This window comes from Roseomonas sp. OT10, assembly GCF_020991085.1.
Taxonomy (GTDB): domain Bacteria; phylum Pseudomonadota; class Alphaproteobacteria; order Acetobacterales; family Acetobacteraceae; genus Roseomonas; species Roseomonas cutis.
In genome coordinates, this window is sequence record NZ_CP087719.1 from 1,763,770 (window position 1) to 1,782,354 (window position 18,585).

17 protein-coding genes are annotated in these 18,585 nt (G+C 72.5%); 6 read left to right on the forward strand and 11 right to left on the reverse strand.

Features of this window, described 5'->3' with window-relative positions:
• Positions 1–36: 36 nt before the first annotated feature.
• The 3 genes from serA to LPC08_RS08130 all read right to left on the reverse strand — a co-directional run bounded on the left by serA (position 37) and on the right by LPC08_RS08130 (position 2,623).
• Positions 37–1,329 (reverse strand): phosphoglycerate dehydrogenase, encoded by a 1,293-nt coding sequence (serA, locus tag LPC08_RS08120; RefSeq protein ID WP_230452196.1) that lies wholly within the window; start codon positions 1,327–1,329, stop codon positions 37–39.
• Between the two features lie 8 nt (positions 1,330–1,337).
• On the reverse strand, positions 1,338–1,997 hold the full coding sequence (locus LPC08_RS08125; protein ID WP_230452197.1) for an SCO family protein: 660 nt from the start codon (positions 1,995–1,997) through the stop codon (positions 1,338–1,340).
• A 173-nt stretch (positions 1,998–2,170) separates the two neighbouring features.
• A complete protein-coding gene (locus tag LPC08_RS08130) occupies positions 2,171–2,623 on the reverse strand; it encodes an Lrp/AsnC family transcriptional regulator (RefSeq protein WP_230452198.1) in 453 nt (150 codons plus the stop codon).
• A 111-nt stretch (positions 2,624–2,734) separates the two neighbouring features.
• Between LPC08_RS08130 and LPC08_RS08135 the strand changes: the two genes are divergently transcribed.
• The 4 genes from LPC08_RS08135 (at position 2,735) to LPC08_RS08150 (ending at position 8,236) form a co-directional block, all read left to right on the forward strand.
• Positions 2,735–6,178 carry an indolepyruvate ferredoxin oxidoreductase family protein gene (locus LPC08_RS08135; protein ID WP_230452199.1) on the forward strand — a complete coding sequence of 1,148 codons (3,444 nt, stop codon included), beginning with the start codon at positions 2,735–2,737 and terminating at the stop codon, positions 6,176–6,178.
• 25 nt (positions 6,179–6,203) lie between these two features.
• Entirely contained in the window at positions 6,204–6,599 is a 396-nt protein-coding gene (locus tag LPC08_RS08140; RefSeq protein ID WP_230452200.1) for a GFA family protein, read from the forward strand.
• Positions 6,600–6,651: 52 nt separating this feature from the next.
• Positions 6,652–7,821 (forward strand): acyl-CoA dehydrogenase family protein, encoded by a 1,170-nt coding sequence (locus tag LPC08_RS08145; RefSeq protein ID WP_230452201.1) that lies wholly within the window; start codon positions 6,652–6,654, stop codon positions 7,819–7,821.
• Positions 7,822–7,900: 79 nt separating this feature from the next.
• Positions 7,901–8,236, forward strand: coding sequence for a hypothetical protein (locus LPC08_RS08150; RefSeq protein ID WP_230452202.1), 336 nt, complete (start codon positions 7,901–7,903; stop codon positions 8,234–8,236).
• Positions 8,237–8,245: 9 nt separating this feature from the next.
• Here LPC08_RS08150 and LPC08_RS08155 read toward each other — a convergent pair whose 3' ends face one another.
• From LPC08_RS08155 to LPC08_RS08165, 3 genes are read right to left on the reverse strand one after another with little or no spacing between them, the layout of a single operon-like run.
• Positions 8,246–8,572 (reverse strand): YciI family protein, encoded by a 327-nt coding sequence (locus LPC08_RS08155; protein ID WP_230452203.1) that lies wholly within the window; start codon positions 8,570–8,572, stop codon positions 8,246–8,248.
• Between the two features lie 58 nt (positions 8,573–8,630).
• Positions 8,631–10,787: a glucans biosynthesis glucosyltransferase MdoH gene (mdoH, locus tag LPC08_RS08160; RefSeq protein WP_230453013.1), complete on the reverse strand. Its 2,157-nt coding sequence runs from the start codon at positions 10,785–10,787 to the stop codon at positions 8,631–8,633.
• A 20-nt stretch (positions 10,788–10,807) separates the two neighbouring features.
• Positions 10,808–12,310: an OpgD/OpgG family glucan biosynthesis protein gene (locus LPC08_RS08165; protein ID WP_230452204.1), complete on the reverse strand. Its 1,503-nt coding sequence runs from the start codon at positions 12,308–12,310 to the stop codon at positions 10,808–10,810.
• A 214-nt stretch (positions 12,311–12,524) separates the two neighbouring features.
• On the opposite strand from LPC08_RS08165, the gene LPC08_RS08170 reads away from it, so the two are divergent.
• A complete protein-coding gene (locus LPC08_RS08170) occupies positions 12,525–13,934 on the forward strand; it encodes a M20/M25/M40 family metallo-hydrolase (RefSeq protein WP_370643317.1) in 1,410 nt (469 codons plus the stop codon).
• Between the two features lie 143 nt (positions 13,935–14,077).
• Positions 14,078–14,581: an EF-hand domain-containing protein gene (locus LPC08_RS08175; RefSeq protein ID WP_230452205.1), complete on the forward strand. Its 504-nt coding sequence runs from the start codon at positions 14,078–14,080 to the stop codon at positions 14,579–14,581.
• A 64-nt stretch (positions 14,582–14,645) separates the two neighbouring features.
• On the opposite strand, the gene LPC08_RS08180 is transcribed toward LPC08_RS08175, so the two are convergent.
• The 5 genes from LPC08_RS08180 to LPC08_RS08200 form a co-directional block, all read right to left on the reverse strand.
• Positions 14,646–16,508: an ABC transporter ATP-binding protein/permease gene (locus tag LPC08_RS08180; protein WP_230452206.1), complete on the reverse strand. Its 1,863-nt coding sequence runs from the start codon at positions 16,506–16,508 to the stop codon at positions 14,646–14,648.
• The gene (locus LPC08_RS08185) at positions 16,505–17,188 is read right to left on the reverse strand and encodes a hypothetical protein (protein ID WP_230452207.1); all 684 of its coding nucleotides are present in this window, start codon (positions 17,186–17,188) and stop codon (positions 16,505–16,507) included. The genes LPC08_RS08180 and LPC08_RS08185 overlap by 4 nt, the downstream gene beginning before the upstream one ends.
• A 44-nt stretch (positions 17,189–17,232) precedes the next feature.
• Complete coding sequence (locus tag LPC08_RS08190; protein WP_230452208.1) at positions 17,233–17,394, reverse strand: DUF1328 domain-containing protein; 162 nt, start codon at positions 17,392–17,394, stop codon at positions 17,233–17,235.
• 127 nt (positions 17,395–17,521) lie between these two features.
• A complete protein-coding gene (locus LPC08_RS08195) occupies positions 17,522–17,689 on the reverse strand; it encodes a CsbD family protein (RefSeq protein WP_230452209.1) in 168 nt (55 codons plus the stop codon).
• A gap of 157 nt (positions 17,690–17,846) precedes the next feature.
• Positions 17,847–18,569 (reverse strand): PhyR family response regulator anti-anti-sigma factor, encoded by a 723-nt coding sequence (locus tag LPC08_RS08200; RefSeq protein ID WP_230452210.1) that lies wholly within the window; start codon positions 18,567–18,569, stop codon positions 17,847–17,849.
• Between the last annotated feature and the right edge of the window lie 16 nt (positions 18,570–18,585).

Here is an 18,585-nt window from a genome sequence, read left to right on the forward strand (position 1 = left end):
CGGGGGAGGCGCCGCCTTCCCCGGGGCCGCCGTCCGTCAGCGGCGCTCGTACAGCAGCCGGGCGCGGATCGTGCCGGGCAGGGCGCGGAGGTCGGACAGCACGGCCTGCGGGTCCGCCACCTCCTCTGCATCCACCACGACGTAGCCGACCTCCGGGTCGGTCTGCAGCACCTGGCTGGAAATGTTGAGCCGGTGCTTGGCGAAGGTGTCGTTGATCGCCGCCAGCATGCCCGCGATGTTGGAATGCACGTGCATGAAGCGGGTGCCGCGCGCGCGGGCGGGCAGGATCGCCTCCGGAAAGTTCACCGCGCCCAGCGTCGCGCCGGTGTCGGAATAGCCGGTGAGCTTGCTCGCCGTCTCCTCGCCGATGCGCTCCTGCGCCTCGACCGTGCTGCCGCCGATATGCGGCGTCAGGATGACGTTGCGCAGGCCCTGGAGCGGGGTGACGAAGGGATCGCCGTTGCGCTCCGGCTCCTCCGGGAACACGTCCACCGCGGCGCCGGAGACGCGGTTGGACTCCAGCGCGGCGCGCAGCGCGTCGAGGTCCACCACCCGGCCGCGGCTGTTGTTGATCAGCACGGCGCCCTTCTTCATCGTGGCCAGCTCGGCGGCGCCGATCAGGTTGACGGTGGCAGCGGTGTCGGGGACGTGCAGCGTCACCACGTCGCTCTCGGCCAGCAGCGCGCCGAGGCTGCCGGCGTTCTGGGCGTTCCCGTGCGGCAGCTTGGGGATCGCGTCGTAGTAGATGACGCGCATGCCGAAGGCCTCGGCCAGCACGCTGACCTGGGTGCCGATGTTGCCGTAGCCGACGATGCCCAGCGTCTTGCCGCGCACCTCGTGCGCGCCGGCCGCGGACTTGTCCCAGACGCCGACATGGGCCGCGTTGGAGCGGCCGGGGATGCCGCGCAGCAGCATGACGATCTCGCCCATCACCAGCTCCGCGACGGAGCGGGTGTTGGAGAAGGGCGCGTTGAAGACAGGGATGCCGCGGTGGCGCGCGGCGCGCAGGTCCACCTGGTCGGTGCCGATGCAGAAGCAGCCGATGGCGATCAGCCGGTCGGCCGCCTCCAGCACCTCCTGCGTCACGCGGGTGCGGGAGCGGATGCCGAGCAGGTGGACGCCCTGGATCGCCTCCTTCAGCGCGGCGGTGTCCAGTGCCTTGGGCTCGCGGCGGATGGTCTCGTAGCCCGCGGCGCGCAGCGTCGCGACCGCGTTGTCCGAGATGCCTTCGAGCAGCAGGATGCGGATGCGGTCCTTGGGCAGGGAGATGGCGTCGCGGCGCTCGGCCAGCGGCACGACCTGCTGCATCGGCGGGGGGAGGGTGTCCATCGGCATGTTCATCCCAGGATGCGCTTCACGGCCTCGGCAAGTTCCTCGGGTGGCACGCCGGGGCGGAAGAGGCCCCGCACCTGCCCGTCGGGGCCGAGGAGGTAGGTGAAGGCGGAGTGGTCCATCAGGTAGTCGCCGGCGCCCGGAGGCGTCACCTTGGCGTAGTAGACGCGAAAGGCACGGGCCATGGCGGCGACCTGCTGCGGCGTGCCGGTCAGCCCGACGATCGAGGGGTGGAACAGGGCGACGTAGTCGGCCAGGCGCGCCGGCTTGTCGCGTTCCGGGTCGATGGTGACGAAGAGCGGCTGCACCCGCGATGCCTGGACACCCAGCAGGTCCATGGTGGCGGCGATGGTCTGCAGCTCGGTCGGGCACACATCCGGGCAGAAGGTGAAGCCGAAGAAGACGAGGAGCGCCTTGCCCTGGTAGTCGGCCTCCGTCACCGCCTTGCCCGTGTGATCGGTCATGCTGAACGGCCCGCCGAGGCTGGCTCCGGCCGGCAGGGTCACGCCGCCCACGGCGGGGGGTGCGGCGCCGGCGCCGGTCGCCAGGCGGGTGAAGGCGGCCGCCCAGCTTTCGCTCGGGGCCCGCGCGAACCATGCCACGCCCCAGCCGGCGGCCAGCAGGACGACGAGCATCGCAGCGAGGAGGCGCACGAGACGAACCATGGTGCCGCGATATAGCCCCGCTGGTCTGCGGCGCGAACGGGGGGTGACGCAGGGCCGGGCTGCGCGCGGGGCGCCCCCGCGGCCGGGGCTCCGCCGTCAGGGCGAGGAGGAGGGCTTCACCGTCAGCGTAAGGGGGAAGGCTCCGCCCTCAGGGCAAAGGCGACGGCTCCGCCTCAGGGCAATGGGGAAGGCTCCGCCTTCAGGCAGCGCAGGGTGAAGGAGGAGCGGGTGTGCCGCACGCCGGGCAGGCGGTAGATCTTCTCGCGCAGTAACGCCTCGTACCCCGCCGTGCCGCCGACGGCGAGCTTGAGGATGTAGTCGTACTCCCCCGTGACGAGGTGGCATTCCAGCACCTCGGGCATCACCCGCACCGCGTCCTCGAAGCGCTTCAGCAGCGTGTCGTCGTGCTTCTCCATCATCACCTCCAGGAAGACCGTGTCCGGCATGCCCAGCGCGGCCGCATCCAGCAGGGCGGCGTAGCCCCGGATCACCCCCGCCTGCTCCAGCCGCTTCACCCGGGTCCAGCAGGGGGAGGGGGAGAGGCCGACCTCCTGCGCCAGCTCGGCATTGGTCAGCCGTCCCTGGCGGGCCAGCGCCCGGAGGATCTTCTTGTCGATCGCGTCCATCGCGGAAGGGTCTTCCGTGCTTTCGGCGGCGCACAAGGGAAATCGAGGAAGACTTCCCGGCCCCGCATGCCAACATGCTGCATCAGATAGAAGACTCCGGAGACGGCGGCCATGGGAAGCCTTCAGCGCCCGCAGGCGAGCATCGAGGACCGCTGGGAGCTGGCCGGCGAGCCGGTGCTGATCACCGGCGTCCAGGCGCTGGTCCGGCTGCCGCTGTTGCAGCGGGAGCTGGACTCTTCGCGCGGGCTGGATACGGCGGGCTTCATCAGCGGCTATCGCGGCAGCCCGCTCGGCACCTACGACAAGGAGCTGGCGAAGCTCGGAGCGCGGCTGGCGGAGGCGAAGGTCGTCGTCCGGCCGGGGCTGAACGAGGATCTGGCCGCCACCGCCGTCTGGGGCAGCCAGCAGGTCCATCTCCTGCCCGGCGCGAAGCACCAGGGGGTCTTCGCCATCTGGTACGGCAAGGGGCCGGGGGTGGACCGCTCCGGCGACGCCCTGCGCCACGCCAATTCCGCCGGGGTCGGGCCGCTCTCCGGCGTGCTGATGCTGTCCGGCGACGACCCGTCCTCGAAATCCTCCACGGTCACCAACACCTCCGACCACGCCTTCGTCGATCTGGAAATTCCCTTCCTCGATCCCTCCGGCGTGCAGGAGGTGCTGGAGTTCGGGCTGAAGGGCATCGGGATGTCGCGCTTCTCCGGCCTCTGGGCGGGGATGAAGTGCGTGGCCGACACGATGGACGCCTCCGCGACCGTGCAGGTGGACGCCGCCGCCTGGGCGCCCGTCATCCCGGAGGGCGTGGACCAGGGGCCCGACGGTCTGCACATCCGGCTGAAGGACACGCCGCTGTTGCAGGAGGCGCGGCTGCGCCACTACCGGCTGCCGGCCGCGGTGGCCTATGCGCGGGCGAACGGGCTGAACCGTCTGGTGCTGGATTCCCCCCGCGCCCGCTTCGGCATCGCCGCGCGCGGCAAGGCCTATGCGATGCTGCGGCAGGCCATGCTGGATTGCGGGATCGACGAGGCGGAGGCCCGCCGGCTCGGCCTGCGGCTGTGGAAGGTCGGCCTCGCCTGGCCGCTGGACGAGGCGGGGGCGCGCGACTTCGCCGAAGGGTTGCAGGAGGTGCTGGTGGTCGAGGACCGCCGCCCCCTGCTGGAGCCGCAGTTGCGCGAGGCGCTCTATGCCCTGGACCGGCGGCCCCGTGTCCTGGGCAAGCGCGACGAGGCGGGCCGGCCGCTGCTCTCCGACCTCACGGAGCTGGACGCTGCCCAGGTGGCACGGGCCCTCGCCGCCCGCGTCCCGCGCGGCGACTGGCCGGAGCGGATGGCGGCGCGGCTGGCGGAGCTGGACGCCCTGGCCGAGGGCGCGCGGGAGCCTCTCCACCTGCGCGAGCCCTGGTTCTGCCCCGGCTGCCCGCACAACACCTCCACGAAGCTGCCCGAGGGCTCGCGCGGCATGGCGGGCATCGGCTGCCACTACATGGTCACCTGGATGGACCGGGGGACGGAGAGCTTCACCCAGATGGGCGGCGAGGGCGCGCCATGGATCGGCCAGCAGCCCTTCACCACCGAGCCGCATGTCTTCACCAACCTGGGCGACGGCACCTATGCCCATTCCGGCAGCCTCGCCATCCGCGCCGCGATCGCGGCCGGGGTGAACATCACCTACAAGATCCTGGTGAACGGCGCCGTCGCCATGACCGGCGGCCAGGCCCCGGATGCGGAGGCCAGCGTGCCGCGCATCGCCGCGCAGATGGCGGCGGAGGGGGTGGCGCGGATCGTCGTCGTCTCGGACGATCCCGCGCGCCACCAGGGCGACCCGCTGATGCCGAAGGGCGTGGGCTTCGAGCCCCGCGACCGGCTGGACGCCGTGCAGAAGGCGCTGCGCGAGGTCCCGGGCGTCACCATCCTGATCTACGACCAGGAATGCGCCACCGAGCGCCGCCGCCACCGCAAGCGCGGCACCGCGCCGGCCGCGGCGAAGCGCGTCGTCATCAACCCGCGCGTCTGCGAGGATTGTGGCGACTGCTCCACCCAGTCCAACTGCCTCGCGGTCGAGCCGGTGGAGACCGCCTTCGGCCGCAAGCGCCAGATCGACCAGAGCGCCTGCAACCAGGACTATTCCTGCCTCAAGGGCTTCTGCCCCTCCTTCGTCACGCTGGAGGGGGCGGAGCCCGCGAAGCACGTCCCGGCGGCCAGGGAGCTGGCGGCGCTGCCGGACGCGACCCTGCCGGAGACCCCTGCCGACGGCTTCAACCTGCTGATCGCGGGCGTGGGCGGGCAGGGGGTGACGGCGCTCTCCGCCATCCTCGCCATGGCGGCGCATCTGGATGGGCGGCCGGTGCGCTCGATGGACCAGCTCGGCCTCGCCCAGAAGGGCGGCGGGGTCTACGGCCAGGTGCGGATCGGCCGCGCCGGCGCCTCGCCCGCCACCCTGGCGGGGCCGCGCATCGGGGCAGGGCAGGCCGATCTGGTGATCGCCGCCGACCTCGTGGGCGCGCATGGGCGCAATGCCCGGCCGCTGCTCGGCCGGACGCGCAGCGCCGTGGTGGTGAACGCGGACCTCGCCCCCACCGCCGCCTTCATCCGCGACGGCGCCACCCGCTACGACCGCGCCGGCATGCTCGCCAGCCTGCGTGAGGCGTCGCGCGAAGTGATCGCCCTGCCGGGCGCGGAGCGGGTGGTGGCGGAGCTGGGGGATGCGATCTTCCTCAACGTCTTCCTCCTCGGCGTGGCGTGGCAGCGGGGGCTGGTGCCGCTGCCGGCCGAGGCGATCCTGCGCGCGTTGGAACTGAACGGGGCACAGGTGAAGGCCAACCAGGCCGCCTTCGGCCTCGGCCGCGCCGCCGCGCTGGAGGACCCCCAGGACGCCATGGCCGGGCCCCGCGTGCCGGAGACGCTGGACGCGCTGCTGGCGCGGCGGGGGGCGGACCTGACCGCCTACCAGAACGCGCGTTATGCCCGGGACTATGCCGGCTTCGTCGCGACGGTCCGTACCGCCGAGGCGGCGGCGGTGCCCGGCGAGGAATCGCTGACCCGGGCGGTGGCCGTCCAGCTCCATCGGCTGATGGCCTACAAGGACGAGTACGAGGTCGCCCGGCTGCACGCCGATCCCGCCTGGCAGGCGGAGCTGGCGCGGCACTTCACGGGGACGAAGGCGCAACGGCTGCACCTCGCCCCGCCGCTCCTCTCGGCCGAGGACCCGGATAGCGGCCGGCCGCGCAAGCGGGAGTTCGGGCCGTGGATGCTGCGTGCCATGGGCTGGCTGCGCCACGGCAAGGTGGTGCGCGGCACGGCGCTCGATCCCTTCGGGCGGACGGAGGAGCGGCGGATGGAGCGCGCCCTGATCGGCGAGTTCCGCGTGCGGCTGACGGCGCTGCTGCCGCGCCTGACCCCCGCGACGCAGGGCACGCTGGTGGAGTGGGTCGAGGCCTGGGGCGGCATCCGCGGCTTCGGCCCGGTGAAGGCGGCGCGGCTGGCGCAGGCGCGGGAGCGGATCGCGGCGGCCGAGGCGCGGCTCGACGCGCCGGCCGCTCGCGAAAGGCTGGCGGCCTGATAGGCTGCGGGCCGGGAGACCGCCGATGCTGACCGGACGATGCCACTGTGCCGCCATCCGCTACGAGTTGCCGGAGGCGGAGGTCCTGCACCACGCGCTGTGCCATTGCGGCGACTGCCGGCGCCATGCCGGCGCGCCGGTGGTGGGCTGGGCCATGCTGCCGGCGGAGCGTCTGCGTGTGACGGGGACGCCGAAGGTCTATGCCTCCTCGGAGCACGGGCGACGGCACTTCTGCGCTGGTTGCGGCACCAGCTTGTTCTACGTGAACGAGGCGATGCTGCCCGGCATGATCGACGTGCAGACCGGCACGCTGGACGATCCGGGCGCCCTGCCGCCGCAGGTGCAGATCCAGGTGGCGGAGCGGATCGGCTGGATGCGGACGGCGCACGAGCTGCCGGAGTTCGCGCGCTTCCCGGGCTGACGTCCGGGGCCGGAGCGTGACAGCCTGCGCGCCCAGGGAGGAACCAGGAACCATGCCGCTCGACACGCCTGCCGCTTCTGCGGCCTTCGACCTGCCCGAGGACACGAGGGCCCTGCGCGAGACGGCGCTGGACTTCGCCCGCGAGGTCCTGGCGCCGAAGGCCGTGGAATGGGACCAGACAGGGCATTTCCCGGTCGCGGAGATGCGCCAGGCCGCGGCGCTGGGCATGGCCGCCCTCTATGTCCGCGAGGAATCCGGCGGCGCGGGGCTGACCCGGCTGGACGCGGCGGTGGTGTTCGAGGCGCTGGCGACCGGCTGCCCCACCATCTCCGCCTTCCTGTCGATCCACAACATGGTCGCCTGGATGATCGACCGCTTCGGCAGCGACGCGCAGCGGGCGGAGCATCTGCCCTCGCTCGTCACCATGGAGCGCATCGCTTCCTACGCGCTGACCGAGCCCGGCTGCGGCTCCGACGCCGCCGCGCTGCGGACCCGGGCGCGGCGCGACAATGCGGGCTTCGTGCTCGATGGGGCGAAGCAGTTCATCTCCGGTGCAGGGACCTCCGACCTCTACCTCACCATGGTGCGGACCGGGGGGGAGGGGCCGGACGGCATCTCCGCCCTGCTGGTGCCGAAGGACACGCCCGGCCTCTCCTTCGGGGCGGAGGAGCGCAAGATGGGCTGGAAGGCGCAGCCCACCCGTACGGTGGTCTTCGAGGAGGCCCGAATCCCGGCCGCCGCCCTGCTGGGCGAGGAGGGGAAGGGGTTCCGCTACGCCATGGCGGGGCTCGACGGCGGGCGGCTGAACATCTCCGCCTGCTCCATCGGTGGGGCGCAGCGGGCGCTGGATCTGGCGCTGGACTACGTGCGGGAGCGCCGGGCCTTCGGGAAGGCCGTCGCCGATTTCCAGGCGACGCAGTTCCGGCTGGCGGACATGGCGACGGAGCTGGAGGCCTGCCGGGCGCTGCTCTGGCGTGCCTGCGGCAAGCTGGACGCGAAGGCGCCCGACGCCACCGCCTTCTGCGCCATGGCCAAGCGCTTCGTGACCGACACAGCCTTCCGGGTGGCGGACGAGGCGCTCCAGCTCCTCGGCGGCTACGGCTACCTGTCGGATTACGGGATCGAGAAACTGGTCCGCGACCTGCGGGTCCATCGCATCCTGGAAGGCACCAACGAGATCATGCGGGTGATCATCGCCCGGCAGATGCTGGGCGCGCGCTGACGCCCGCCCTGGTTGCGGAAGGGTAGCGACTTTCTCTCTCCGCACGCTATCCTCGCCAGGGCATGCGGGAGTCGAGGCGATGCTGCAGCGATGGAGCGGTCCGGCAGGCCGGGCCCTGGCCCTGGCGGTGATCGCCTCCCTGGCCCTCCCTGCCCGGGCGCAGCGTCTTCAGACCGTCGTGGTCCCTGCGGAAGCCGGCGTCGTCGTCGCCCCACGCAGCGCCCCGCCCCGCCTCGCCGCCCGGCCGACGCAGCCGGCCGCCACCGCGGCGCCGCGCCTGCCACCGATGCCGGAAACCCGGGAGGCCGAAACGCCGCCGAGCGCGCTTCTCCTGCTACCCCTCGCCGCAGCGGCACTCTTTGCGGCGGGCGTGGCGGGCGGCGGCGGCTCCTCCGCGCCAGCCCAGACGCGCTGACGGCGGCGATCAGCCTCCCGCGCGCGGCCTTTCCTCGCGCTCCGCCATCTCCGGCGTCAGGGCGTCGCCGAAATCGCGCGCCTCGAAGATCGGGCGGATCTCGATCTCGCTGGGGCCGGGCATGGGGTTGGGGCCCCGTCTCACCCAGGCCACCGCCTCGTCCATGTCCTGGACCTGCCAGAGCCAGAAGCCGGCCACGAGCTCGCTGGTCGCGGGGAAGGGACCATCCCGCACGGTGCGCCCCACGCGGTCGAAGGCAACACGCTTTCCCTTCGCCGAGGGCAGCTCCCCGGCCTCGTTCTCCATCATTGCCTTCACCAGCACCATCACGCGCATCGCCGATCCTTGCCTGGCAGCCTCCGGTGGGACGGGGGCGCCGGCGCGGCTCCGGCCGTCATGCCGCGGCACGGTCCCGGCCCTTCGGCCCCCCGGAGAGTGCGACCAGCCGGTCCAGACCGCCGGCATTCCCGAGGACCGCCGCCTTTTCCGCCCGGTTGAGGGCGGACAGCGCCTCCTCCAGCGTCGCCGCCTCCTCCACCCGCAGCAGGCCGACCAGCAGCACGGGGTCGATCGGGTCGACCCGCGGGCGCCGCGGCGGGGGCAGCATGCGGCGATGCGCCTCCAGCAGCACGGGATCGGCCACGAGACGCGCGACGGCCTCCGCCGGGGCGGGTGGCGCCGCGCGCAGCTCCCGCAGCAGGGCGTTGGCGCGGGCCAGGACCCTCGGCGGCTCGCTCTCCTCCGGGATCAGCAGCAGCCCGAGGCGCCGGAGACCCAGCCCGAGGTCGCGTCGGGCGGTCAGGGCGGCAAGCGGGATCGCCAGCGCCAGCCCCAGGATCACCGGCGACATCCACAGGGCCAGCCAGGGCGAGACGAGCCAGGCGACGATGCCGAAGAGCACGCCGAAGCCCGTGTGCCAGCCATAGAGCCGCACCACCTCGCGCCAGGACAGGGAGCCGTCGTCGCGCCGCTGCGCCTGCCAGCCGGAATCGCGGCCCAGCAGGATGGACACCACGTCCAGCGACTGGGTCAGCATCGTCACCGGCGCCAGCAGCCCGGCGATCACCGATTCCAGCAGCAGGCTGAGCAGCGCGCGGCCCGCCCCGCCGCTGCCGCGCCGGTCGCGCGGGCGCAGGCACAGGGCGAACCAGGCCAGCAGCTTCGGCAGCAGCAGCAGGGCCATGGAGCCGATGAAGACCCACATGGCGCGCACCGGGTCGACGGTGGGCCAGTCGGGGAAGAGGCTGTAGCCCTGGGGGAAGTAGCTCGGCCGGATGAAGCGCGACTGCAGCGCGATCAGCACGCCGACCACCAGGAAGAGCAGCCAGAGCGGCGCCGTGATGTAGGAGCCGATGCCGGTCAGCAGGTGCAGCCGGCTGACCCAGTGCAATCCCCTGGCCGGCAGCACGGCCATGTGCTGGAGGTTGCCCTGGCACCAGCGCCGGTCGCGCAGGGCGAGGTCGGTCAGGGAGGGCGGACTCTCCTCGTAGCTGCCGGCCAGGGCGGGCACCATGTGCACCGCCCAGCCGCCGCGCCGGAGCAGGGCGGCCTCCACGAAGTCGTGGCTCAGGATGTGGCCGCCGAAGGGCTTCGGGCCGCGCAGCGCCGGCAGGCCGGCCTGCTCGGCGAAGGCGCGGGTGCGGATGACCGCGTTGTGCCCCCAGTAGTTGCCCTCCGCCCCGTGCCACCAGGCGATGCCCTGGGCGATGAGCGGGCCATAGACCCGGCCGGCGAACTGCTGCATCCGGGCGAAGAGGGTGGAACCGTTGACGATCAGCGGCAGGCTCTGGATCAGCCCGACATCCGGGTGCCGCTCCATGGCCGCGGCCAGGCGGATGATGGTGTCGCCCTCCATCACGCTGTCCGCGTCCAGCACCAGCATCTGCGGATAGGCGCCGCCGAAGCGGCTGACCCATTCGGCGATGTTGCCGGACTTGCGCTCCGTGTTCTTCGGGCGGCGGCGGTAGAAGAGGCGCGACGCATCGCCGCCCCCGGCCGCGACCCGCTCGCGCAGGCCGAGGAAGGCCGCTTCCTCGGCGATCCAGGCATCGGCATCGGTGGTGTCGCTGAGGATGAAGGTGTCGAACCACGCGCCGGCACCCCGCGCGGCCAGGGATTCCTGGATCGCCTGGAGGCCGGCCATCACCCGCTCGGGCGATTCATTGTAGACGGGCATCAGCAGCGCTGTGCGGGTGGAAAGCTCCGGCAGCGGGCCCGCCGGGTCGATCCCCAGCCTCCGCTCGCCGCCGCGCAGCACCACCAGGAAGCCCGCCAGCGCACTGGTGAAGGAGAGCGCGATCCAGGCGAAGAGGGGGAGGAACAGCAGGAAGAAGGCCAGCTCGAACGGGGTGGGGCGGTCCAGGTCCAGCACCCGGTACATCTCCCACCCGCCGAAGCCGGTCAGCGCCACGGCACTGCCGATCACAAGCAGGCGGCGCCAGAACAGGCCGCGCGGCTGCGAGGGGCGCACCGGCTGCCGCTGCTCCGGCCGCCGGCGCAGGGACTGCACCGGCATGGCGAGCGGCGCCTCGGGCGGCAGCGCCGGGGGCATGGCACGCCAGGGATCGGGCGTCAGCGCGTCCAACGGTAGATCCAGCTTTCCGTCAGCGGGCCCTGCTCGTCCGACAGCACCGCCCGCAGCTCCGCCAGCGGCGCATTGCCGGGGAGAAGCTCGAAGCTGATGCGCCAGCCGCCCGTCTCCGGGTTGCGCTGCGCGACGGGGTTCTGGATGCGGCCCGGCCCGGCGGAGACATCGAGCTTCGGCCTGGCTTCGGCCGGCAGGTCCTTCAGCCGGCCGCCCACCGCGTCGAGGACGAAGATCAGGCCGTTCGACCCGGCGGCGCCGGCGCGCGTGCTGACGAAGGTGGCCAGCGCCGGGTTGCCCTGCGGCAGCGGCAGCCAGTGCATGCGGTAGACGTAGCCGTACTCCCCCTTCGCGCGCAGCGGGTCCTTGGGGCGCCAGAAGGCGACGATGTTGTCGTGGATCTCTCCGCCGGTCGGGATCTCGACGAGTTGCACCGCGCCCTCGCCCCAGTCGCCGATCGGCTCGATCCAGAGGCTCGGCCGCCGTTCGTAGCGGGCCTCGAGGTCCTGATAGGAATCGAAGTCGCGGCGCCGCTGCACCAGGCCGAAGCCGCGCGGATTGGCATCCGCCAGCACCGTCACCTGGAGGTCGCGCGGATTGTGCAGCGGCCGCCAGAGCTGCTCGCCGCGCCCGGAGGCCAGCAGCAGCCCGTCCGAATCATGCACCGCCGGGCGGAAGTCGTCGACGCCGGCCCGGTCGTTGGGGGCGAACCAGAACATGCTGGTCAGGGGCGCGATGCCGGCGGCGGCGAGGTCGGCGCGCGGGAAGACCGTCGCCTCCACGTCGAAGACCGTGTCGTCCCCGGGGCGGATGGTGAAGCGGTAGGAGGCGGCGGCGCTCGGGCTGTCCAGCAGGGCGTGGACGACGATCGCGTTCACGCCGGGGCGCGGCCGCTCGATCCAGAAGGCGCGGAAGAAGGGGAACTCCTCGCCCCCCGGATCGGCGGTCTTGATGGCGAGGCCGCGGGCCGAGAGCCCATAGCCCAGGTGTCGCCCCACCGCGCGGAAGTAGCTGGCGCCGAGGAAGGCCGCGACCTCGTCGAAATAGTCCGGGCGGTTCAGCGGGGCATGCAGGCGGAAGCCGGCGAAGCCCAGATTTGCATCGGGCGCGGGCCGCTCGACGGGCCCGAAGTCGAAGAGGTCCGGGCTGTAGGGGATGGGGCGCGAGCGGCCGTCGGCCACCTCGTAGAGATCGACCCGCGCGGCATAGAGGAAGCCGCGATGGAAGAGCTGCATCTGGAAGGGCAGGTTGTCGCCCTTCCACAACGCCTTCTGCGGATCGAAGCGGATCATCCGGTAGCGGTCGTAGCTGAGATTGGCCAGCGGCCCGGGCAGCCGCGTATCGGGCGCCTGAAACGGCTTCTGCGCCAGCTCGCGCGCGATCGCCCGCACGTCCTGCGGGGCGAAGGGCTGCCCGTCCTGGGCGGCGGCGCCCCGCGTGGCCAGCAGGGCGGGGATGGCCAGGGTGGCCAGGACATCGCGTCGCTGCAACGAAGACCTCCGGATGGTCCGCCGGTGATAGCGAAGCCAGCGGGGGAGCGGAGCCGCGGGCTTCCGCGGAAGCAGGGCAATGCACCACACATCCGCGTGTGCAGGATGGCCGGGCCGGCCGCGTGGGCCCCGCCCGCCGGGGACCTGCCGGGAGCGGCTTTTCATTCCGGATGCTCCGTCGCAGTTTGCGACCGGCCAACGAAGGAGACGGGCGATGGACGGAATGGCGGGAGCCGGCCGCGAGGGCGCGCTGGCGCGGGCACGGGCGCTGTTCGACGCGGAGTTCCGCGACCGGCTGGCGGCGCTGGTCGCCTATCCGTCGACCTCGCAGGACCCCGCCCACGGCGAGGACTGCCGCCGCTACCTGGAGGAGGGGCTGAAGCCCTGGCTGGAGCGGCTGGGCTTCGCGGTCACCGTGCACGACAACCCCGTCGCCGGGGTCGGCCCGATCCTGACCGGGACGCGGGTCGAGGACCCGGCCCTGCCCACGGTGCTGGTCTATGGTCACGGCGATACGGTTCGCGGCCTGGACGAGCAGTGGAGCGAGGGGCTGAAGCCCTGGACGCTCACCGAGCGGGAGGGCCGCTGGTACGGGCGTGGCACGGTGGACAACAAGGGGCAGCACGCGCTGGACATCGCGGCGCTGGAGGCGGTGCTGGATGCGCGTGGCGGCCGGCTGGGCTTCAACGTCACCGTGCTGATCGAGACCGCGGAGGAGCGCGGCTCGGCCGGGCTGCGCGAGTTCGTCGAGGCCAACAAGGCGATGCTGGCGGCGGACGTGCTGATCGCCTCCGACGGGCCGCGCGTGGAGCCGGAGCTGCCCACCATCGCCACCGGCACGCGCGGGACGGTGCATTTCGACCTGGCCGTGCGGCTGCGCCCCGGGGGCGTGCATTCGGGGCATTGGGGCGGGCTGACCAAGGACCCCGCGATCATCCTGGCCCACGCGCTGGCCAGCATCGTGGACCGCAACGGGAAGATCCTGGTCCGCGACTGGCTGCCGCCGGATGGCGTGCCGGCCAGCGTGAAGCAGGTGCTGGAGGGCTGCCCGGTGGGCGGCGGCGGTGCCGCGGCGACGATCGACGAGGGGTGGGGCGAGCCCGGCCTCAGCTCGGCCGAGAAGATCTACGGCTGGAACTCGTTCATCGTGCTGGCGATGATCTCGGGCCGGCCGGAGAACCCCGTGAACGCGGTGGCGCCGGATGCCCGGGCGCATTGCCAGATCCGCTACACGGTCGATACCGATCCGCTCAGCTTCGCCCCCAGCCTGCGCCGGCACCTGGACGCGGCCGGCTTCCCCGAGGTGGCGATCGAGAATGCGGGCATCCGCATGAACGCCAGCCGCACCGATCCCGCGGACCCCTGGGTGGTCTGGGCGCGGGAGAGCATGGAGCGCAGCCTGGGCAAGCGGGTGCAGGTGATCCCGAATGCCAGCGGCGGGCTGCCGGGCGACGTCTTCGTGGATGCGCTGGGCGTGCCGCTGGTCTGGGTGCCGCACAGCTACAACGGCTGCCAGCAGCACGGGCCGGACGAGCATGCCCTGCCGGAGCCGCTGCGCGAGGGCATCGCGGCCTTTGCCGGCATGTGGTGGGATCTGGGCGAGGGCGCGCCGAAGCGCGGCTGAATCTAGCCACCCCCCGCAGGCTTTCGGTGGCCTGCGGGGGTGGGGCAGCGGGTCGTCACTCTTCCTCACGCGCGCCGCGTGGCGCCGTTACATGCCCGGCGCCAGATCCGGCAGGCCACGCACGACCCCGCAAGGAATGCCCGATGAACGCCCGCACCAAGACTCCCGCACTCCTGGCCCTGGCGGCCCTGCTGACCGCCGGTGCCCTGCCGGCCCTGGCGCAGCCGGCGCCGCGCCCGGACGCCGCTGGCCGCCCGCATGGCCCGGCCCGGCTGTTCGAGGCGGCCGACGCCAACCATGACGGTCGGGTGACGCTGGACGAGGCCTGGGCCCTCGCTTCTGCCCGCTTCGCCGAGGCGGATGCGAACCGCGACGGCGCCGTGACGCCGGAGGAGCTGCGCGACTTCGCCCGGAAGCAGCGCGGCAACCGGCCGATCCCGGTACGGATGGAGCAGCGCGGCGAAGCCATGTTCCGCGCCATCGACGCCGACCGGGACGGCCGCGTGACGCTGGCGGAGTTCCGCCCCGTCGCCGAGGCCATGTTCCGCGCGCGTGACCGGAATGGCGACGGCGTCCTGACCCGCGAGGAGCTGCGTCCGCAGCAGCGGGGTGGCCAGCCGCCGCGGGGTGACGCCCCGGCGCGCTGAGGTCTCGCGGCGAAGGCGACACGGGGGCCGGCGCTGGCGCCGGCCCCCTGCGGCATCGCGGGGATCAGGGCGGCAGCACCGGCTCCGGTTCCGGCGATGCCGCCGCGGCGCGCCGGCGACGCAGCCGGCTGAAGCGGTCCCGGATGCGCCGCAGCTTCACCGGTCGCCGCTCGCGGATCTGGAGCTTCGCGCCCTCCGGCCCACGCTCGAGGGTCAGGGTGCGGTCGTGGAAGGCTTCCAGGCCGGGCCGATGCCCGATCGACACCAGGGCCGAACCCGGCAGGCGTTCCAGGATGAGCCGCATCATCGCGTCCTGGTTCTGCTCGTCCAGGGCGGCCGTCGCCTCGTCCATGAAGATCCAGCGCGGCTTCTGGATCAGCAGCCGGGCGAAGGCCAGCCGCTGCTGCTCGCCCAGGCTGAGCGTCTGGTCCCAGCGATCCTCGACATCCAGCCGGCTGACCAGCCGCTCCAGCCCGACCGTCTCCAGCGCCTCGACCGCCACGGCGTCGGGGAGGCTGGCCGGCCCCGCCGGATAGGCGAGGGCCGTGCGGAGCGAGCCGAGCGGAAGATAGGGGCGCTGGGGCATGAACATGGTGGCCTCGCGCGGCGGCATGCGGATCTCCCCGCTGCCCCAGGGCCAGACCCCGGCGAAGGCCCGGAAGAGGGTGCTCTTGCCCGTGCCGGACTCGCCCTTGATCAGCACGCGCTCGCCGGCATGGATCTCGGCGCTGGCCTCGGCGATCACCACCGAGCCGTTGGCGAAGGCGACCTGCACGTCTCGGAAGGAGATCTTCTCCTCCCCCTCGCCGGGCTTCGCCACCCCCCGGGTGAGGGTCGGCTGCTTGGGGTCCTTCACCATGGCATCCATCTGGTGCAGCGCTTCGCGGAAGGTCAGCAGGCGCTCCACGCTGCTGCGCCATTCGGCGAGGCGGGGGAAGTTGTCCACGAACCAGTTCAGCGAGGCCTGCACCGACCCGAAGGCGGAGCCAATCTGCATCAGCCCTCCCAGGGTGATGGCGCCGGAGAAATAGGAGGGCGCGGCGACAACGGTCGGGAAGACCCCCGTCAGCATCCCGTAGGCGCTGGTGAGCCACATCAGCCGGCGCTGGCTCTGCATCAGATCCCGCACCGCATCCGCCGTCCGGCTCAGCAACCCGGCGAGGCCGCGCCGTTCATCGGCCTCGCCGCCGATCAGCGCGATCCCCTCGCTGCTCTCCCGGGCGCGGACCAGTCCGAAGCGGAAATCCGCCTCCCGCGAGGCCCGGCGGAAGTTCAGGGCCACCATCGGCCGCCCCACGAAGTAGGTAAGGCCGGAGCCGATCATCGCATAGAGGAGCGCTGCCCAGACCATGTAGCCGGGGATCTCGACGTCGTAGCCCAGGGCGGTGAACTTCAGCGAGCCGGAGATGGTCCACAGGATGCCGATGAAGGCGCAGAGCATCACCGCCGCGTTGAACAGGCCGGTGGCGAAGTCCACGGCCATCTCGGTGCTGATGCGCGCATCCTCGGCGATGCGCTGGTCGGGGTTCACGTCGGCGCCGCCCGCCTTCTCCAACTGGTAGTGCCGTGCATCGGACATCCAGTCGCCCAGCAGCCGCATGGTCAGCCATTCGCGCCACCGCAGCTGGGTGAGCTGCTTCACGTAGAGCTGGTAGACCGCGGTGATCATCGATGCGGCGGCGAGGCCCAGGAACAGGACCATCTGCCACATGAAGGCATTGCGGTCGCGGCTTTCCAGCGCGTTGAAGAAATCGCGGCCCCAGAGGTTGAAGCGGATCTGGATGCCGATCTGCAGCAGCGTCAGCAGCAGCAGCCCCAGCGCCAGCCCCTGTGCCTTCCGCTCCTTGAGGAAATACGCCCCTGCCATGCGGAGGAACCCCCGCAGGGCGCTGGTCTGGATCTGCGCCTCGCGGGGTGGCACGGTCACGGCCGCTTCTCCGCCGGTCTGGGCAGGGGGCCCAGCGTTGCAAGGGAATCCCCGATCCGGTCGGCGTCCAGGGAGCGGCCCAGCGGACCCGCCGTACCCTGCCCGGACGCTGCCAGCTTGGAGCCTGGCGACAGCCGGCCACCCATCGCGGCGGCGACGTCGGGTGGCAGGCGGATCACCATCCCGTCCTGCAGGATCGCGCCCATCGGGTCGCCCTGCGGCGTGTAGAGGGGGGCCTGCACGTCGCCCGAGACCTCGATGGTCTGCGAGCCGGCATTGAAGCCGGGTATCCCCCAGCGGGGGCGTTCCACGAAGTTCGGCTGCGCGTTGCTGTCGGTCGCCCAGGCCAGCATGGTGATGACGGGAGCCCGGCGGGCCCGGATCCCCCAGACGATGATGCTTCGCCCTGGCTCCACGGCCTTCTCGACCTCATCCCCCACCGGCGGGGGCAGGATGACCTGCGGTCCCTCGCGGAACAGCAGGCGCTCGATCTTCCCCTCCGGGTCCATGAGGTAACGCTCCACGACGCCGGTGAAGGCGGGGAGCTGGGTCGGATCGAACCAGAGCCTGCTGAAATCGCCGGCACCGGGGCTGCCATTGGTGGAACCGCCACCGGTGCCGCGCTGTGGCGCGGGAGGCGATGCGGGCTGCCCCATGGCGGTGCAGGACAGCACCAGCATCAGGGCAACTCCGGCTGCGAATACCCCCCCGCGCATCGCTCAGGTCAGACCCAGCCTCGGCCCATGACCAGGGAGACGAGGAACAGCACCAGGAAGATGACGAACAGGACCTTGGCGATGCCGCTGGCCGCCGAGGACACGCCGCCGAAGCCGAGGACGCCGGCCACCAGGGCGATGATGAGGAAAATGACTGTCCAGTATAGCATGGGTCCCTTTCTCCGGTCTGTTGCTGCCGCTCAACGTCGCTTCCATTCGGGCGGTTGCCGCCGGTCCGGCAATCTGTTGCATACCGGTCGGATCGGCGTGGCGCCCGTGCACCACCTGGCGTCGCCGTCAGCCGCCGAGCCGGTGCTCCCAGTCCCGCAGGCGGCGCTCCGCCTCCTCCTCGCCGAAGCCGTAGCGCTCCCGGATGAGGGAGAGCAGGGCGGTCCGGTCACCCTTGATGCCGGCGACCTCCTGCTCGGTCAGGTTGCCCCATTCCTCGCGCACTTTGCCGCTCATGCCGGACCAGTTGCCTTCGACCCGGCTCCAGTCCCCGTCCCCCTGCTGCGCCATCGCATTGCCCTTCCCGGTTGCGCCCGGGGGCGGCCGCCCCCGCCCGCCGGCAACGGAGGCCGGCAGGGCGGGGTTGCGTCGGCGGGCGCACCCGCCCCGCCGCTCAGTCGAGCCGGATGCCGCCGGAGACCGCCTGGTAGGTGGCGATGGCCAGGGCGATCGGCTCGAAGGGCTTGCTGATGATGAAGGCCGGCTCCAGCCGCTCCGCCGTCAGCAGCCGCTCCGGATAGGCGGTGACGAAGATGACGGGGATGCTCTGCTCGCGCAGGATCCGCTCCACCGCCGAGATGCCGTCGCCGCCGGGGCCGAGGTTCACGTCCGCCAGGATGAGCCCGGGGCGCAGGCTGCGCGCCAGTTCCACCGCCTCGGACTCGCCGGAGGCCATGCCGACGACGCGGTGGCCGCAGCCCTCGACCAACTGGCGGATGTCCATGGCGATGATGGGCTCGTCCTCGATCACCAGCACCTCCGTGGCGGCGGTGGCCTTCAGCACGGAGCGGGCGGCCTCCAGCTCCCGCCGGGCGTCCTCGGCGGGCAGGCCCACCACCCGGGCGGCGTCGCCCAGCGTCAGATCCTCCAGCGCCGTCAGCAGCAGGAGCTGGCGCTGGCGGATCGTCATGGGGGAGTCCGCGTCGTCCCCGGCCGCGGCGACCTGCGCGGTCACTCCGGCGTAGAGGGCCAGATGGCCCGGCACCTGGGGCAGCCCCGCCTTCAGCGCCTCCGCCACCAGCCGGTCGCCGCGTTCCTGTCCGCCTGCCAGCGCCCTGGCATAGCGCCGCGCATAGGGGAGGGTACGCACCAGCTCCCCCTGCGTCACAGCGTTCATCGTGCTACGTCCTCCT

What these genes read in the sequence shown, in the direction of transcription:
- serA (WP_230452196.1), bottom strand. Translation starts at nt 1,329, where the DNA reads ATGGACACCCTCCCCCCGCCGATGCAGCAGGTCGTGCCGCTGGCCGAG.
- LPC08_RS08125 (WP_230452197.1), bottom strand. Translation starts at nt 1,997, where the DNA reads ATGGTTCGTCTCGTGCGCCTCCTCGCTGCGATGCTCGTCGTCCTGCTG.
- LPC08_RS08130 (WP_230452198.1), bottom strand. Translation starts at nt 2,623, where the DNA reads ATGGACGCGATCGACAAGAAGATCCTCCGGGCGCTGGCCCGCCAGGGA.
- LPC08_RS08135 (WP_230452199.1), top strand. Translation starts at nt 2,735, where the DNA reads ATGGGAAGCCTTCAGCGCCCGCAGGCGAGCATCGAGGACCGCTGGGAG.
- LPC08_RS08140 (WP_230452200.1), top strand. Translation starts at nt 6,204, where the DNA reads ATGCTGACCGGACGATGCCACTGTGCCGCCATCCGCTACGAGTTGCCG.
- LPC08_RS08145 (WP_230452201.1), top strand. Translation starts at nt 6,652, where the DNA reads ATGCCGCTCGACACGCCTGCCGCTTCTGCGGCCTTCGACCTGCCCGAG.
- LPC08_RS08150 (WP_230452202.1), top strand. Translation starts at nt 7,901, where the DNA reads ATGCTGCAGCGATGGAGCGGTCCGGCAGGCCGGGCCCTGGCCCTGGCG.
- LPC08_RS08155 (WP_230452203.1), bottom strand. Translation starts at nt 8,572, where the DNA reads ATGCGCGTGATGGTGCTGGTGAAGGCAATGATGGAGAACGAGGCCGGG.
- mdoH (WP_230453013.1), bottom strand. Translation starts at nt 10,787, where the DNA reads ATGCCCCCGGCGCTGCCGCCCGAGGCGCCGCTCGCCATGCCGGTGCAG.
- LPC08_RS08170 (WP_370643317.1), top strand. Translation starts at nt 12,525, where the DNA reads ATGGACGGAATGGCGGGAGCCGGCCGCGAGGGCGCGCTGGCGCGGGCA.
- LPC08_RS08175 (WP_230452205.1), top strand. Translation starts at nt 14,078, where the DNA reads ATGAACGCCCGCACCAAGACTCCCGCACTCCTGGCCCTGGCGGCCCTG.
- LPC08_RS08185 (WP_230452207.1), bottom strand. Translation starts at nt 17,188, where the DNA reads ATGCTGGTGCTGTCCTGCACCGCCATGGGGCAGCCCGCATCGCCTCCC.
- LPC08_RS08190 (WP_230452208.1), bottom strand. Translation starts at nt 17,394, where the DNA reads ATGCTATACTGGACAGTCATTTTCCTCATCATCGCCCTGGTGGCCGGC.
- LPC08_RS08195 (WP_230452209.1), bottom strand. Translation starts at nt 17,689, where the DNA reads ATGAGCGGCAAAGTGCGCGAGGAATGGGGCAACCTGACCGAGCAGGAG.
- LPC08_RS08200 (WP_230452210.1), bottom strand. Translation starts at nt 18,569, where the DNA reads ATGAACGCTGTGACGCAGGGGGAGCTGGTGCGTACCCTCCCCTATGCG.